The sequence below is a fragment of the Flavobacterium aquiphilum genome (assembly GCF_027111335.1).
Lineage (GTDB): Bacteria > Bacteroidota > Bacteroidia > Flavobacteriales > Flavobacteriaceae > Flavobacterium > Flavobacterium aquiphilum.
The window spans coordinates 3,928,243-3,944,771 of sequence record NZ_CP114288.1 but is presented as its reverse complement, the minus strand read 5'-3'; the positions used below and the strand labels follow the sequence as shown (position 1 = coordinate 3,944,771).

Annotated in this window: 9 protein-coding genes; 3 read left to right on the top strand and 6 right to left on the bottom strand. The window is 36.0% G+C overall.

Translation table 11 applies throughout. The features are described 5' to 3' along the window. Window position 1 precedes the first annotated feature (1 nt). Together xylA and fsa are read left to right on the top strand one after the other, a co-directional pair. A complete protein-coding gene (gene xylA, locus OZP12_RS15785; RefSeq protein ID WP_281225997.1) occupies window positions 2-1,327 on the top strand; it encodes a xylose isomerase in 1,326 nt (441 codons plus the stop codon). A gap of 517 nt (window positions 1,328-1,844) precedes the next feature. After that, window positions 1,845-2,498, top strand: coding sequence for a fructose-6-phosphate aldolase (gene fsa / locus OZP12_RS15780; RefSeq protein WP_281225996.1), 654 nt, complete (start codon window positions 1,845-1,847; stop codon window positions 2,496-2,498). A 241-nt stretch (window positions 2,499-2,739) separates the two neighbouring features. Here the strand turns inward: fsa and OZP12_RS15775 are convergent, their stop codons facing one another. Then, window positions 2,740-5,370 carry a beta-glucosidase gene (locus OZP12_RS15775; RefSeq protein ID WP_281225995.1) on the bottom strand — a complete coding sequence of 877 codons (2,631 nt, stop codon included), beginning with the start codon at window positions 5,368-5,370 and terminating at the stop codon, window positions 2,740-2,742. A 284-nt stretch (window positions 5,371-5,654) separates the two neighbouring features. On the opposite strand from OZP12_RS15775, the gene OZP12_RS15770 reads away from it, so the two are divergent. Continuing rightward, the gene (locus OZP12_RS15770; RefSeq protein ID WP_281225994.1) at window positions 5,655-6,680 is read left to right on the top strand and encodes a LacI family DNA-binding transcriptional regulator; all 1,026 of its coding nucleotides are present in this window, start codon (window positions 5,655-5,657) and stop codon (window positions 6,678-6,680) included. 141 nt (window positions 6,681-6,821) lie between these two features. Here the strand turns inward: OZP12_RS15770 and OZP12_RS15765 are convergent, their stop codons facing one another. The 5 genes from OZP12_RS15765 to OZP12_RS15745 are packed head-to-tail and all read right to left on the bottom strand — an operon-like array spanning window position 6,822 to window position 16,524. Then, the gene (locus OZP12_RS15765; RefSeq protein ID WP_281225993.1) at window positions 6,822-8,573 is read right to left on the bottom strand and encodes a RagB/SusD family nutrient uptake outer membrane protein; all 1,752 of its coding nucleotides are present in this window, start codon (window positions 8,571-8,573) and stop codon (window positions 6,822-6,824) included. A 31-nt stretch (window positions 8,574-8,604) separates the two neighbouring features. Further along, entirely contained in the window at window positions 8,605-11,793 is a 3,189-nt protein-coding gene (locus tag OZP12_RS15760) for a SusC/RagA family TonB-linked outer membrane protein (protein ID WP_281225992.1), read from the bottom strand. A 9-nt stretch (window positions 11,794-11,802) separates the two neighbouring features. Then, complete coding sequence (locus tag OZP12_RS15755; protein ID WP_281225991.1) at window positions 11,803-13,275, bottom strand: fasciclin domain-containing protein; 1,473 nt, start codon at window positions 13,273-13,275, stop codon at window positions 11,803-11,805. Between the two features lie 47 nt (window positions 13,276-13,322). Further along, window positions 13,323-15,008 carry a fasciclin domain-containing protein gene (locus OZP12_RS15750; RefSeq protein ID WP_281225990.1) on the bottom strand — a complete coding sequence of 562 codons (1,686 nt, stop codon included), beginning with the start codon at window positions 15,006-15,008 and terminating at the stop codon, window positions 13,323-13,325. Between the two features lie 13 nt (window positions 15,009-15,021). After that, entirely contained in the window at window positions 15,022-16,524 is a 1,503-nt protein-coding gene (locus OZP12_RS15745; RefSeq protein WP_281225989.1) for a RagB/SusD family nutrient uptake outer membrane protein, read from the bottom strand. Between the last annotated feature and the right edge of the window lie 5 nt (window positions 16,525-16,529).

Here is a 16,529-nt window from a genome sequence, read left to right as displayed (position 1 = left end):
GATGGCAATTTTAGGAAACAAAGAATATTACAAAGGGATTGGAGATATCAAATTCGAAGGAAAAGAGTCTGATAATCCGTTAGCGTTCAAATACTACAATCCGGATCAAGTGGTGGCCGGAAAAACAATGCGTGAGCACTTTAAATTTGCTGTTGCTTACTGGCATACTTTCTGTGGGCAAGGTTCAGATCCATTCGGACCTGGAACTCAAAAATTTGCTTGGGATCAACCAACTGATGCTATCGCTGCCGCAAAAGAAAAAGCAGACGCTGCATTCGAATTCATTACCAAAATGGGATTTGGTTACTACTGTTTTCACGATTATGACTTGGTTCAAGAGGGAGCTACTTTCGCAGAATCAGAAAGCAGATTGGCTACTATTACTGACTATTTGAAAGAAAAACAAGCGGCTTCGGGAGTGAAATTGCTTTGGGGAACTGCAAACTGTTTCTCAAACCCACGTTATATGAACGGTGCGGCTACCAATCCTGATTTTAATGTTGTTGCAAGAGCTGGTGGACAAGTAAAATTGGCTTTGGATGCAACTATTGCTTTGGGTGGTGAAAACTACGTATTCTGGGGAGGCCGTGAAGGTTATATGACCCTTTTGAATACTGATATGGGAAGAGAATTGGATCACATGGGACAGTTCTTGGCAAAAGCCAGAGATTATGCAAGAGCACAAGGATTCAAAGGAAACTTCTTTATTGAGCCAAAACCAATGGAGCCATCAAAACACCAATACGATTTTGACTGTGCTACAGCAATCGGATTTTTACGTCAATATGGTTTAGAGAAAGATTTCAAAATGAATATCGAGGTAAACCACGCTACATTGGCACAACATACTTTCCAACATGAAATGGAAGTAGCTGCCAAAGCTGGAATGTTAGGAAGTTTAGACGCTAACAGAGGAGATTACCAAAATGGTTGGGATACTGACCAATTCCCGAACAATATCCAAGAAGTTACCGAAGCGATGTTGGTTTTCCTAAAAGCTGGCGGATTACAAGGTGGAGGAATTAATTTTGATGCCAAAATCAGAAGAAACTCAACCGATTTGGAAGATGTATTCTTGGCACACATCGGTGGAGCTGATACATTTGCAAGAGCGTTATTGACTGCTGACAAAATCATCACTTCTTCTCCTTATGAAAAATTGAGAACACAACGTTACAGTTCTTTCGATTCTGGAAGCGGAAAAGCTTTCGAAGAAGGAAAATTAAGTTTGACTGATTTGTACAAAATTGCTCAAGAAAACGGAGAGTTAAATTTACAAAGCGGTAAACAAGAACTTTTTGAAAATATCATCAACCAATACGTATAGTCGTATTGAATAAAAATTTAAGGTTAAAGTCTGATTTACTTTACTTTAATTAATTAGTTTAGTTGGAAATGAAAGCAGTATCGGGATTTTTTATTGTAGTTAGATTAAATCTCGATGCGCTTTTTTTAGCAATAAGCGTAATTTAAAACCTTTTTGGATTTTGACAAATTGATGGATTTAACTTGTTTTTTATCAGTTTTAAAAACGAAATACATTCTGTAACTTAAGAATGTCTGAGGCTTTTCCAGAAGAAAACCAGCTCAAATTGAGTTTATTATTACCGGAAGTTTAGTGCTTCTTTCTTTTATATTTTACGTCAGTTTACAAATTTGCATTTTAGGATAATTATAAGTTTCTACAGGGACTTTATAGTTATGGCTTTTTGCGTCTTGTTTTTTGTCGTTTTTGATAAATGAATGAATATCGCTTTCGCTTAAAAATAGGAATTTGAATAATTCTAAGAAAATAAATACTAACCAAAACCCTTTTTTAAAAAGGGAAAATAAAACAAATTAAAATGAAGTTTTTTATTGATACAGCAAATTTGAATGACATTGTTGAGGCTCAGTCCTTGGGAATATTGGATGGTGTGACTACAAATCCATCATTGATGGCCAAAGAAGGAATTACCGGAACGGATAATATTTTGAAGCATTATGTAGACATCTGTAACCTTGTAGATGGAGATGTTTCGGCTGAGGTGATTGCGACCGATTATGAAGGAATGATTCGCGAAGGAGAAGAATTGGCAGCTTTGCATCCGCAGATTGTAGTGAAATTGCCAATGATTGCAGTAGGGATAAAAGCGTGCAAATACTTTTCGGATAGGGGGATCAGAACGAATGTAACATTGGTATTTTCGGTTGGACAAGCATTATTGGCGGCCAAAGCAGGTGCGACTTATGTGTCTCCGTTTTTAGGAAGATTGGATGATATTTCGACTGACGGAATGGGATTGATTGCCGAAATCAGACAGGTGTATGATAATTATGATTTTAAGACCCAAATTTTATCGGCATCTGTTCGTCATACAATGCATGTTGTTAATTGTGCCAAATTAGGATCGGATGTAATGACTGGACCATTGTCGTCTATTACAGGATTGTTGAAACACCCATTGACAGATATCGGGTTGGCACAATTTCTAGCCGATTACAAAAAGGGGAATTAGAGTATTTGGGGGTAATAAAAAAATTAACCATTAATCTGCGTAAATCTGCGCGAAAGAAATTTGCAGGCAGATTTACGCAGATTTTTCCTTGGATACTTCTAAAAAAGCAGAATGTTGATTTTTAGCCCCGATTGTAGTGGAAATCATCCATGGCTGGGGTTCAGTCATGGATATTGTAACGAAAAGCGGGACCAATCTTGAAGAAATGCAAAATGTTTCTGCTTCTAAAAAAGAAATCAAACTACAAGATAGTCAAGCTCTTTTTAATTATGTTTCCACTTGTTTTTGCTGTTTCATCGGGCTGGCTTCCACCAATGCTGATTTCGATTTTACCTTGAAAAGATGTGATTTCTCCATTTGAATTGATGTAGGAGAGGTCTTTTTGCGAAAGCAGGAATGAAACTATTTTGCTTTCACCCGGTTTCAGGCTAACTCTCTCAAAGCCTTTCAACGCTTTTAAGGCTGTTTTAATTGATTTGTCGGGATTGGTGATGTAAAGCTGAACAACTTCTTCACCTGCAGTTTTTCCGGTATTTGTCACTCTTACTGATACGGGGACTTCTTTTCCTTTGGCAGATGATTCAGGGATATTCATTTGGTCATAATTGAAAGTGGTATAGCTCAATCCGTATCCAAAACCGTATAGTGGTTGCCCTTTGAAATAGCGATAGGTGCGGTTTTCCATAGTATAATCGACGAAAGGAGGGAGGTCGCTGTCGCTTTTGTAGAAGGTAACAGGCAGACGTCCGGCAGGATTATAGTCACCAAAAAGAACATCGGCTACAGCGGTTCCTGCAGCTTGACCTCCATACCATGCATTGACAATTGCAGGAACGTGTTCTGCTTCCCACGGAATGGCAATGGCGCTTCCCGTCATCATTACGAAAACAACAGGTTTGCCAATGTTATGCAACGATTTCATAAGTTCGGTTTGAACAGCTGGCAGCATAATCGAAGTACGGTCACCGCCGTTAAATCCTGGGTAGGGTACTTTCATTTCTTCGCCTTCCAGTTGAGGCGATATTCCGCCCACAAAAACAAAAGCATCAGCATCTTTTATGCGGTTAACAAGTGTATTAAAATCAGTGCGGGCAAAATTTCCAGCACTTAATTTAACGTTAGCTTTTCCGTCTCCTTGCCAATATTCAACAACAAGATTGTAAACAGCATCTTTTTTGGTTTGCAATCGATAGGTTTTTGCTCCCCAACGATTCTTTTTCCATGCATCGATAACTTGTTTTCCATTCACCAAAAAGCGATATCCATCATCGGCTGATAGTTCAAATGTGATTGATCCGTCTGTTGTTGCTTTAAAGTTGGTGGTGTAACGGGCAGAGAAGTTGTTGGCACGAATGCTGCCAATAACTTTTTCTCCTTCTTGCCAGAAATTGTTCAGTTCGGCTTCAGTTCTTACCGCTTCGGGTTTGCCGTTGAGGTCTTTATTGTTGAAATATTCGGCTTTGAAACCTTGTTTTCCTTCAAATGAATATTGATTTTTTACATTGGTATAAGCCAATAAAGTATCATTTGTAAAATTGACAGCTTGTTCATATACGACTTCAGTATTTTTGCCCACTTTGTCTTTAATTCCCTGAAGAACTGTACTAAGTTCGCTTGGAGTACCATTGTAATTTCCTAAAATAGCAATTGGGTTATCGGCATTAGGGCCAAGCACTACAATTTTTTTCAGTTTTTTGCTCAAAGGCAATGTATTGTTTTCATTTTTTAGCAACACGATTGACTGTTGTGCCATTTTAAGCGCATGGGCTTTATGTTCGCCACTTTCCAATACAGATTCTGGTGTTTGGGCGTATTTCACCATAGAAACTGGGTCAAACATTCCTAACTGAAATCGAATCATAAAAAGTCTTTTCACGGAAATATCAATTTGTGATTCTGTAATTTTTCCATCTTTTACGGCTTGTACCAATGATTTATAAGCATCGGTGCCACAATCAAGATCGGTACCATGAAATACCGCATCTGCAGAAGCGGATTCGGCATCAGGATGGGTTTTGTGATTTTTAAAGAAATCATCAATTGCCCAACAATCAGAAGTAACATAACCTTTGAAACCCCATTGTTTGCGGAGTATACTTACCATCAGTTCGTCATTGGCACAACAAGGTTTGGTTCTAAAAGCGTTATAGGCACACATTACGCCAGCTACTTTTGAATCGACTACCAATTTTTGAAAAGCAGGCAAATAAGTATCCCAAAGGTCGTAAGGGCTTACATCAGTGTCAAATGTGTGTCGTAAGGGCTCTGGTCCACTATGAACAGCATAGTGTTTGGCACAAGCCGCTGCTTTTAAATATTTAGGGTCATCGCCTTGTAAGCCTTTTACAAAGGAGTCTCCCATCGTAGCGGTTAAATATGGGTCTTCGCCATAAGTTTCTTGCCCGCGTCCCCAGCGAGGATCACGAAAAATATTGATGTTGGGTGTCCAATAAGTAAGCCCCAGATAACGCTCCTCTGTACGTCCCAATGCAACAGCTTTGTTGTAAATAGCTCTTCCTTCGAGTGCGGAGTAATCGGCCATTTTGAAAAGTGAATTTCTATCAAAAGTGGCGGCCATAGCTATCGCTTGTGGATAAACAGTTACTTTGAAAGGGGTTCTTGCTACACCGTGAAGCGTTTCGTTCCACCAGTTATAAGCAGGAATACCAAGTCTTGGAATAGCAGGTGCTGTGTTGATCATTTGGGCAACTTTTTCTTCCAGGGTCAATTGGCTTACAAGATCATTTACCCGTTCTTCAAAGCTTAATTTTGGATCTTGAAAAAGATATTTTTTTGCTGCGTCCTGAGCATTTGAGGAAATCGCAAAAAGAAAGAATAATGCCAACAGACAAAAGCTGTTTTTGAGTTTCATATAGCGAGGTTTTGTTTTTTAGATATTTGGTTATTTTCAGATGGATGAGAATTTATTTTTTATTTTAAGGAAATTGAAAAGTAAACATAATGTTTTGTTTAAAATAAATAATGTAAATTACAACCGATTGTGTAAATTACTGAAAAAATGTTGGATTTATCAACAGTTATTCTATTTTGAGAATGTTAAAGTATAGAAATATTAATAAAAAGGGAGGGCTTAAAAGTAAAAAAAGTCAAAATTTTACTAAAAAACATATATTTGATTAAAAATCTATAGAATTTATGGAAGAAAATAAAGATGTCACCATCTATGATATTGCCGAACGATTAAATCTTGCGACTTCAACTATTTCGAGAGCTTTAAAAGATCATCCTACAATTAGTGAGAAAACGATAAAGAAAGTTAAGAAAACTGCCGAAGAAATGGGATATGTTCCGAATACTTTGGCGGCAGGATTGCGAGGCAACAAAACCAATACTATTGGAGTTTTAATACCAACTGTTACACAACCTTTTCTTTCATCATTAATTAGCGGTATTGAGATTACGGCACAAAAATCGGGATATTATGTAATCATTATGCAATCTCATGATTCTTATGAAGAAGAGGTGAGTATGGCAAAATCACTTTACAGCAGCCGGGTGAGCGGAATTATTTGTTCGCTGGCCATGCAAACACTTGACACTTCACATTTTGACCAATTTGTAAGTAACAATATTCCTTTGGTTTTTGTGGACAGGGTTCCTAAAAATTTTAATACTTTTCGAGTAGTTATTGATAACTATGCTGCGGGTTATAAAGCAACAAAACACCTTATTGACCAAGGCTGTACCCGTATTGCCCATATTACAGCCGAGTTTGGAAATTTGTATAACGAAAGAAAGAGAGGTTATTTGGACGCATTAAAAGAACATGATTTGCCCATAGAGGATGAATTGATTGTTAATTTATCAGCAGTTACGTATGAAGAAGGGGAGAGAGCCAGTAATCAATTGCTTAGTTTGGAAAATCGTCCCGATGGTATTTTTTCTTCAGGAGATATAATGGGGGTAAGCGCTGTACAATGTGCTAAAAAAAGAGGAATTAAAGTTCCGGAAGAATTGGCTGTCATCGGTTTTAATAATGATCCTATTTCTCAAATTATAGATCCAAATTTATCAACAATTACACATCCTGCCGCCAAAATGGGGGAGATGTCTGCAGAAATTATTCTCAAAAATTTAAAATCTCTCAAAAAAGACGAAGTTAAAGAAATCACTTTTTTGAATACTGAAGTATTGGTAAGAGACTCTTCGAGAAGGAAGTAAAAAGTTAACCGTTAAGTTAGCAACGAATTGCTCTAAGTTCGTCGACCTTTTTTTAGAAATAAAAAAACCTTAGTTGTAAATGAATTACTTCTAAGGTTTTTTTGCGTACAAAATTTAAAATATAATGGTTTGGTTATATTCTTATTTCCAAGTAAAAGGCAAGTACCAGTTGTTGACACTCATTAGCTTAGCTCGAACTTCAGCAGCTTTAGGGTTACCTTCTTTGTTCAATTTGTCATATATCTTGTCTGCTAAATAAGCCGGATTATTGCGTCTTAAAGAAATACGAACCAAGTCTTCCCAACGGTTTCCTTCATAAGCTAATTCTAAAGCAGCTTCGTCAATGATATTGTTTTCAGTAGTAATCATGTCATTTCCAATAGCTCCGACACCCGCTAAATAGGCACGTCCTCTAATTCCGCCTCCACGATGCCAAATTGATCTGAATGTTGGAAAATCCCCTTGACGGGCATCAAAATCATACGGAAAAGGTAGAAAGGTTTGCTTAATATTTGTTGCATCCCCTGTAGTATTATTGTAACCCGCCGGAGTATAGGCCGATTGTATTCCAAAATTTAAAAGAGCCCAAGCAATTTTTTGTTGATTATCCCTATTGGCCGCTTCAGCATAACGCAAATGTAGTTTGGCAGCACGATACAAAAACCAATCTCCATCTGTTTTAAAAGGATTAGTACCTGCTACAGCTTCGTATTTATAAATGTATTTCATAATTACAGGATCTCCACCAACCATTTTATAAGTAAATTTTGGTCCACGTGCATCATATGGGAAACCGTTACTTTGTGTATTACTATTCCAAAGTGCGATAGCTCGTTGTGAGGGTTTAGCTAAATATTGACCTCTTGTTTTTGAAAAAATATCGATAAATGGATTCTTAGGTGCAAAATCACTATCAAAAGGCAACGACCAAATCCATTCTGTATTCCATAATACATCTCTATCTCTGCCAAAAATAGATCTCCAACCCTGTGTATTACTATCTACCAATGTAGTTGCATCCATTTCGGAATTTCTTAAGTAACCAACTGCCAAATCTTCATGTGTTACGACCTCGGCAAATTTTACTCTATACATATCCAAATTATTTGTTGGAGTACCCGTTTCCATTACATTTTTGTAATGTTTTGCTGCTTCAAGATAATTGCCTTTCCAAAGTTGTAAATCCCCCATTAAACATTCTTTATTGATAAAGAATTTACTGGTATTGTAACCATCGACAGTTACTACCAGACTGCTTGAAGGATCATATAAATTTTTGTAAGTCAGACCTTCAGTAAATTTAACAAGTTCATCAAGTAGTTGATTAAAAGTAAGTTTTGGGTATTTATTAATATTTCTAACGTCATCTAACGTTTCTATTGGTTCTGTTATATAAGGAACACTACCGTATTGAATCCCTAGTTGCAAATAGACCCAAGAACGAATACATGCAACATCTGCATAGCGTTGATCGTACTGTGATTGCGTAAATTTCTTGGCAGAAAGCATAATATTGAAATTTTTAAGCACATCATTACAGTTTTGAATTACTGTGTAGAAATCTTTTGGATTTGCGTATGGGTTACCTTCCGAAACATTTTGTTCCGAAAGTTCTTTTAAATAAGGACTAGAATTAGATGTGGTCGTCATCAGGTCTGCACGCATTTCATTTAGCATCACATATTTTTCAGCCAGCCCCATAAATTTTCCATATATCCCAATAACTGCGGCATCGGCGTCATATACGTTTCGATACACCTGATCACCGGCAAGTTTGTCTTCCGGTTGTACATCCAGATATTCCTCGCAGGAGGTAACACTAAATACTAGTATCATCATCCATAACAAGGTTTTGGCCGATTTTATTGATTTTGTTCTGATTGTTGTTATCATCTTACTGTTCTCTATGTTGTAAAAAATAATTTTAAAGTCCTAAACGCAACCCAAGTTGGTAACTAGTAAACTGAGGAACTAAACCAATATCAGCTCCCTGACCAAAAATGGATGAAGTGGCACTAAATTCAGGATCAAATCCAAGATATTTGGAAACTGTGAATAAGTTATTGGCTGTTGCATATAGTTTGATATATTTAACATGCTTCGCCTCATTTACTTTGAAATCATAACCCAATACTAATGTTTTCAATCTTAAGTAAGAACCGTCTTCAATCCATCTGTCTGAAAATTCGGAATTACCCATTGGATCACCCCAAACTGCTTTTGGCATATCTGTTTGCTGTCCTTCGGCTCTCCAACGATTAGCAACCGCAACACTCTGGTTTTCGTAACCACTCATTTTTTCAAGATTGTAACGCACACCATTGTAAAGATCATTACCTACAGAGAAATTAAACAATCCTTGTAAGCTAAATCGTTTGTATGTAAAGTTAGCATTGAAACTACCCATTATATCCGGATTTGGATTACCAATTACCACACGATCCTTATCATCAATAACTTTATCTCCATTTACATCTCTAAAACGCATGTCACCTGCACCAAAAGGAACCAAGTTGCCATTTGTTAAACGTCTTGATAATCCATCAGCATTGGCTTCTGCAGTTGTGCTGTAAACTCCGTTGCTGTCTAATCCGTAAAATAAATTGGCATCTTTACCAACAGAGGTTAAATAAGTAGCACCACCAAATTGGGTAAGAATATCACCACTTGGTAAACTTTGCACTTTGTTTTCATAATGGCTTAGATTAAAACCAAAGTCAAAAATAAAATCGGGTGAATTAATAACACGGGCATTCAATGAAAATTCTGTTCCGAATGTACGCATTGCCCCACTGTTTGAAGCTACATAATCAAATCCACTTGTATTACTGATAGATTCATAAACGATCATATCTTTTGTTTTATTGACATAATAGTCGATAGAAGCATTGATACGTTCTTTGAACAATCCAAAATCGATACCTAAATTACTTTTAGAAACTGTTTCCCATTTTAAGTTTGGATTCCCAATATTATCACGAACCAAACCTTGCATTCCAAGTAAGTTTTGGGAAACATAATATCTTTGTGCAGTATAATTACCTATATCATCATTTCCGCTAGTACCAAAACCAAGTCTAAGTTTAAGATAATCGATATCTTTTATGTTCTTCATGAAATTTTCTGAAGAAAGCAACCAAGCTCCGGAAATTGAACTCATCAAAACAAATTTACTATTACCTGTTTTTAAATCATCACCAAAGCGACTGGAACTATCAACAGCATAACTGGCTGTTAAAAAATATTTGTTACGGAAGTTATAATTTCCATTTGCATACATATTTAACCAATGCCATTCACCTAGTGAACCTCCAATTTGACGTAATAAAGGTGAACCTGATCCTACACTAGTAAAATCATCAGTAGCCGAATTATAACCTAATCCGTAATCAGTTTCAGATTTGTTGCTTTGGCTTCTAAATCCAAATCGAACATCTAAATTATGATCATTTTCAAAGCTTTTTAGATAGCTTGCAAAAGTATCAGTATAAAGACCATTATAAACTTGAACTTCACTACCTGAACGGTTTTTTCCAATATCAGTTGGTAAGATAATATCAGCAACTCCGGCATCTGGTATAAAAAATGTTTCTCTTTCTTTGTTGAAAGTCAAACCAACAATTGAACTGATATTCCAAGCTTTATTTATAGCATAATTAAATTTTAAGTCTCCAAAAAAGCGATAATTTTTATTGGTTCCAAACCCTTTAGAGAAAATAGCCATCGGGTTACTTACATTAAAATAATCTACATCGGCAAAATTAGGCGAAACTTCTCCGGCATCATTAACCTCATTATACCTTAAAATAGGAGCTTTAGTCAATCCCAAATATAATGGGCTTGTATCTATAGAACCTTGATCCCATTGATCTTGTTCATTATTGATGAAAGAAAGATTTGCGTCAACGGTCAATTTTTCAGTTAATCGTAAAGCGGCATTCAAACGTGTACTGTAGCGTTTTGAACCTGTGCCTTCAACAACTCCTTGATTATCTAAGTATCCAACAGATAGACCAAATTTTGCAATTTCATCTCCTCCTCGAATTTTAAGGAAATAGTTTTGATTATAGCTGGATTTTAAAATTTGATCCTGCCAATTGGTTTCATTATGGTATTTATAATATCCTACAGAGCCTACATTATCATTCATGTATGGTAAGTTCGCAATTTCTTGAGATGATAAACCACGGGTAGATTCTAATTGGGAAATATGAGTTCTATAAGCATCACTGCCTAACAATGGAAGTTGTTGAGGAGCTTGATTAAATCCGCCGTACATCGTGAAATCTATTTTAGTCGAAACTTCAGAAGCGCGAGTGGTTGTAATATTTATCACACCATTGGCTCCCTTGGTTCCGTATAAGGAGGTCCCATCTTTAATAATAGTTACGTCTTCAATATCCTTAACATCAATGTTTGTAAGGGGAGAAGAACTATAGCCTTTTATGATACCGGATCCATAATCGTCATCTTCATAAATCATACCATCAACAACGATTAAAGGTCTATTGGTAGCGTACAAGGAATTAAAACCTCTTAAAGTCAAGTAAGCACCTGAATTTGGTGTACCCGAATTTCTAACACTGGTTAAGCCCGTTGCTTTTCCTTGAAGAAATCCTCCAATGGACTCGCTCACCGGATTGGACCACTGATCTTTTTTGAAGTTGACAACACTTGTTGCGTTAGTATTATCATATTGCATTTTATCTCCAGCTGGTAGATTTCCAACTAAGTAGGTTGGAGAATAATAAGCTTCGTTTAAAAAGATTTCTATTTCTGATTTTCTATTTCTAATGGCATAAACTTTGGTTTGATAATCTTGCCCACTAATGGTAAGGAGGGCATTTAAATTTGGTACTTTAATGCTGAAGCTACCATCATCATTTGTGATAGAGGCCGAAAACCCTTCAACTGAGATATTTATACCCGATATAGCTGCATTGGTTCTTGCACTTTTAACAACACCTTTCACTACAATTCCTTTTATGTCTTTTTGTGGTTGAGGAGCAACAGTTGCTGTTGAGTCTTTAGCTGTTTGAGCGTACAATTCTAAATTAAATCCTCCAGCAAATAAAATGCTTACCAAGCATGTAAGTTTTATAATTTTTAGCATAATCTATTTTTATTTAACGACAGGAACAAAATTCAAATAATCTAGTGTTAGGGTGTTATTCCCATCTGTAGTTGTATTGGCAGCTATAAGAGAAGTAAATATATTACCTGCCTTATCAAGAGTGAATTCTCCTATATAAACCGGGTCGTAATTTTTTACAGGCACATCCATATAAGGGAATAACATGATAGGATTAGTGAATGTATAGATTTTACCATCAAGTTTAATTTTTCCTCCTATCTGCAAACGCTGTTGAAAAACATTAGTTTGCATGTCATTGATAGCTCTCCAGTAAACTTTATACTTTGTGCTGTATAAAACTGGTGTTTGATAAATCAATGTAAACAATGACACTCCCTGATTTCTTACCATGATGTCATTAAATAATACCCCTGCAGGATCGATTCTGTCGCGATATAAAACTTTAGATCTCAGATCAATTGGGCTAAAACCGGAATTGCGTTCGCCTTCGATTTTGGTTGGAATCAAACGTTTACTAAGGTCAATATTAACTTTTTTCATTCGGTAAACAATACCGTTACTCAATTCAATTGGCTCACCAACAATTTGTGTTTTGTCAACATCAAATTCAACACCAAAACGTGAAGTTAGTTTTGCCGGTAACTCCTCTTTTTTATATGCTTTTGGGAAAGCCATATCTCTTACCGTAAAATATTTGGAATAAATTGCGGTAGAATCTTTTTCTGGGATAGTTGAAGTGGAAATAGTCATATAAGGCTTCATTTTATCAACCTCGGCAGTATAACCGGCATCATCCATTAGAAAGAATGTATATGAATTCTTCTCATTATTCAAATTATATACATTCATTAGATAGGAATTAGATAGAGAATCAGAAAGAAAACCTGGTTCTGCAGTTGCTTTTGCAGCAATATCAGCCTTATAAATACTAATTTCTTTTAAGCTCAACAAGTAATCGCTCATGGCCGAATTACCTTTCATAGAATTAACATATTCCCAAATATTCAATTTTACGGCTTGGGCTTTATTGATAATATGATAGACTCCGTTCGCTGCATAGTGATCAGCTCCTACAATGGTAGCATCTCCAATTGTTGTACTGCCTTTGAATGTTAAATATTTAGTGCTTAACATATAAATTTTCTCTTCGCTGTTTTTTCTAATTGAAGAGTACGCGGTTAACGCAATATGATTTTCTACAAATTTTTTAACAGCAGCTGCATCATTTAAAATGGCAGGATCTACTTTACTCATTGCATCATTTGTAGGTACAAAAACAGTATAAGTCTTGGAAGCAGACAGAATTTTGTCATAGCCTGTTTTTACTAATAATTGCCCGAACTGTGATGTTTCTGGTGTGCTTATGATTGCCTCACTTAGATTTTGATCCAAATTTGAGTCACCATTATTTTCGCGGTCATCCCACGGATTAGAACAGGAGACCAGAGCTACCGCCAGAACGGTAGCTAAAAGTCTTTTATATTTTAATTTTAAAGTCATTTTTACTTAATTAAGTTTGTGATTGGGTTTTTCGATTTAATTTAGAATTATGGCATCGGTGCAAAACCATCTCCACCTGCTTGGAATTTAGGATATAATTGATCCATGTCTACTGGACGGAATTCGGCAACATCAAACCAAGCTTGAGCAGAGAACGCCGACTGACTTTGTAGCGTTAACGTATGTCTTGCAGTCGTTGTTACGTCTATTGTTCCAACCAATCTACAGTTCATTTTGCTGCTGGTAGGGGAAACATGTCGCTTGTATCCTTGAGATTCTAACACTCTTTCTGGTATAGAAGAAGTGTTCACAAATTCAAGCATATTAATTTGTCTTGGTAATTCTTTTCCGTCAAAAAACACTTTTACAAGTCCTACTTTTGTAGTTTGTGCTCTGTAAGAAATCCAAACTTTATATTTTCCTTTAATGATTACCGGTGTTTTAAAAGCAATGTTTTGAACGTTTCCATCTCTTAAACGATTAATTTCGAGACAATCTCCGTGCCATCCAAAACCAACTGTTCCACCATTTGCAGGATCTTTATAATAAGTAATGACATCAGTCCCATCCCAGGTAACGTCTGAAAATTGAGATTTTGCCAATGATTGTCTTCCTCCGATGGCAGTTCTAAAAATAGAAGTTAACTTTCGGAATTCAGGCTGGTCACAAAAATCAAAATAAACAGGTGCCGGTAAACGTTTTTTGATCGCAAAGTTTGCATCTACAAGATGTAAAGCGCCATTAGAAGCGGTAATATCACTTAGGTCTCTGTTAACAGATGAACCTTTTTCCAATACACCATTAAAGACTTCTTCGTTTAATAAAATGGTTTCTTTATCTAGTTTGGCACTAATTACTTCGAGTGGTGCCATAGTTTCAAGAGCTGGCGTTATTGCTAAATCAGCTAGGTACATTAATCTTGGTAAAATTCGGTAGCTTACAAAAAGGTTTAAACTGTCTTTTGGATTCATTGGATCATTCAAATGACTGTATCTCTTTTTTAAATCAGCTAAACTATTAAAACCAGCAGCTTTAAAAACATCATTTGTTTGAGCTAAAACAGAAAGATAGTTTTTCTCTTTATCATCTTTGTTAATAGGTACATTTAACTTATCGTACCATCCTGTTGCTTTTAAGGTTTCGGTAAAAAGTGATAATGAAGGATTGTCTTCGATAGTTTTGGCCAAAGTCTTGTCGGCAACACGCATTACTTTGTCAATAACGTGTATAACTCCATTTCCTACTTCGATGTTTGAAGCAACAATACTGGAAACTTTATTAACAGTAATACTTGAAATTCCGTTTATATTGGATGCTCCTGTTATCAAATACTGTCCATACATACTAGGAGTTGCAATTTTACCATCTGTAAAATCAGTTGTATTTACCTTTTGATCTAAAATATGCAGTTTTGCAATATTTTTTAAATCCTCAATAGGCACTTCTTTTAAAGAACTTGCCCCCACATCTTTTAAATATGCTTTAACCGCTTCATTGGTTGGAAGGAATAATGTGTAGGTGCCGTAAGTATTCATGAATGAAGCATAATTCGTTAAATCCAGAATTTCCAGAAACATCGAATATTGTTCATTTTGTCTCAGATAGTCAGTTATATTTACTGTTTGATCTGTACCTTCTTTTATCTTTTGCTCAGTGCAATTTTGAAACGCCAGAACTATAAAAAATAGTAAAGTAAGTCTCAATAATCTAGGTAATCTTAGTATTCTTTTCATGACTTATTATTTTTTATTTATAAAACGGGTTTTGTACAAGTGCTTTATTGGTATAAAGTTCATACGTATTGATTGGTAAATAGTGACTGTTTGGATCTTTTAGTTTGGCTTTAATTGTTTGCTGTTGATCGGCCGGAGCATTTGTGATAGCCGCATCAATTAATATATCCATTCGAGCATAATTGTTTCTTCTTGCATTTCTAAGAATATCAAACCAGCGTTTTCCTTCGAATGCAAATTCACGTGCACGTTCATCCATTAGGTAATTGATCACATCATATTTATTTCCAGGATCTGCAACTTGAGCTGTCATATCAATTGCTTTACGTTTTAATCGAATGTCCTCAATAATTTTTAGGGCTTCGGTTCCTTGGTTCAACTCAGCAAGTGCTTCGGCTTTCATCAACAACACATCAGCATAACGATATACGAACCAGTGTGTATCTGCGGTTTGTAATTCTTTTCGGGTGTTATTATCTAGTCCAATGAATTTATAAATCTGGTTAGATCCCGGTACAATTGAAGCATATTCTCCTCGAATATCTTTATTGTTAGGATTAGTAAAGTCAATTCCGAAAACATCTTCTAAAGCATTAGCTGAAGCTAAAAATTCAGGTCTTAGTGAAAAGATATTGTAGAATGGACCCAAATTGCTTGTAGTATATTGAAATTCGAAAATACTTTCTTCTGAATTTCCTTTGGCATAAACTGTATTAAACCAAGTGCTGCTTCCAGTTTGTATCAATTTAAATTTATTGGAATTAATTACTTTATCAGCAGCAGTTACCGCTTCTTGATAATTATCGGTCCATAAATACACATCGGTAAGCATCGCTTCAATAGCATAAAGAGTGATGCGTCCTTTGTCTGATGCTTGATCTCCATAACTTTGAACGGAATAGGCTTCTGCCTGTTTAAGATCCTTTATGACTTGAGCAAAAATGTCTTTTTGAGGAGTAGCGGCTAATTGGAAATTATCTACGTCGGTTAATGTAGCTGTTAATTTTAAAGGCACATCTTTAAAAGTACGAGCCAATGTAAAATACAGATAAGCTCTTATTGCCAAAGCTTCAGAAAGATAATGATTTAATTGATCTTGACTTAGAGTCGGGTCGTGATCTTTTACAGTTGGAGCAAGATCAATTACTGTGTTACAATAATTAATGGTTCTGTAAAAAGGAGACCAGCTTGTTAAATCATTAGCGGGAATAATATTGGAATTCATCATATCTCTTTCATCCTCGGTAACATTGGCACCAGGAGCTATCATATCTCCTCTTAATTCTCCGTAGATGAATAAGTATTCAGACATAGGCAAATCACCGGCTACTCCAGGAGGAGAGTTTAACAAAGAGGAATAAATTCCGACAACAGCAGCCTGTATATCTTCTTTAGTTTTCCAAAACTCTTCACGAACGATTCCATCCTGAGGTTTTAAATCCAAATAATTGTCACAAGATGTCGCAGAGACAAAGAGTATGAAAATTGCTAAGATTGTTTTTATTTTAGTTTGCATAATTC

Bases quoted from the DNA above. Each gene is read 5' to 3' on its own strand.
- xylA (WP_281225997.1), top strand. From the start codon at position 2: ATGGCAATTTTAGGAAACAAAGAATATTACAAAGGGATTGGAGATATC.
- fsa (WP_281225996.1), top strand. From the start codon at position 1,845: ATGAAGTTTTTTATTGATACAGCAAATTTGAATGACATTGTTGAGGCT.
- OZP12_RS15775 (WP_281225995.1), bottom strand. From the start codon at position 5,370: ATGAAACTCAAAAACAGCTTTTGTCTGTTGGCATTATTCTTTCTTTTT.
- OZP12_RS15770 (WP_281225994.1), top strand. From the start codon at position 5,655: ATGGAAGAAAATAAAGATGTCACCATCTATGATATTGCCGAACGATTA.
- OZP12_RS15765 (WP_281225993.1), bottom strand. From the start codon at position 8,573: ATGATAACAACAATCAGAACAAAATCAATAAAATCGGCCAAAACCTTG.
- OZP12_RS15760 (WP_281225992.1), bottom strand. From the start codon at position 11,793: ATGCTAAAAATTATAAAACTTACATGCTTGGTAAGCATTTTATTTGCT.
- OZP12_RS15755 (WP_281225991.1), bottom strand. From the start codon at position 13,275: ATGACTTTAAAATTAAAATATAAAAGACTTTTAGCTACCGTTCTGGCG.
- OZP12_RS15750 (WP_281225990.1), bottom strand. From the start codon at position 15,008: ATGAAAAGAATACTAAGATTACCTAGATTATTGAGACTTACTTTACTA.
- OZP12_RS15745 (WP_281225989.1), bottom strand. From the start codon at position 16,524: ATGCAAACTAAAATAAAAACAATCTTAGCAATTTTCATACTCTTTGTC.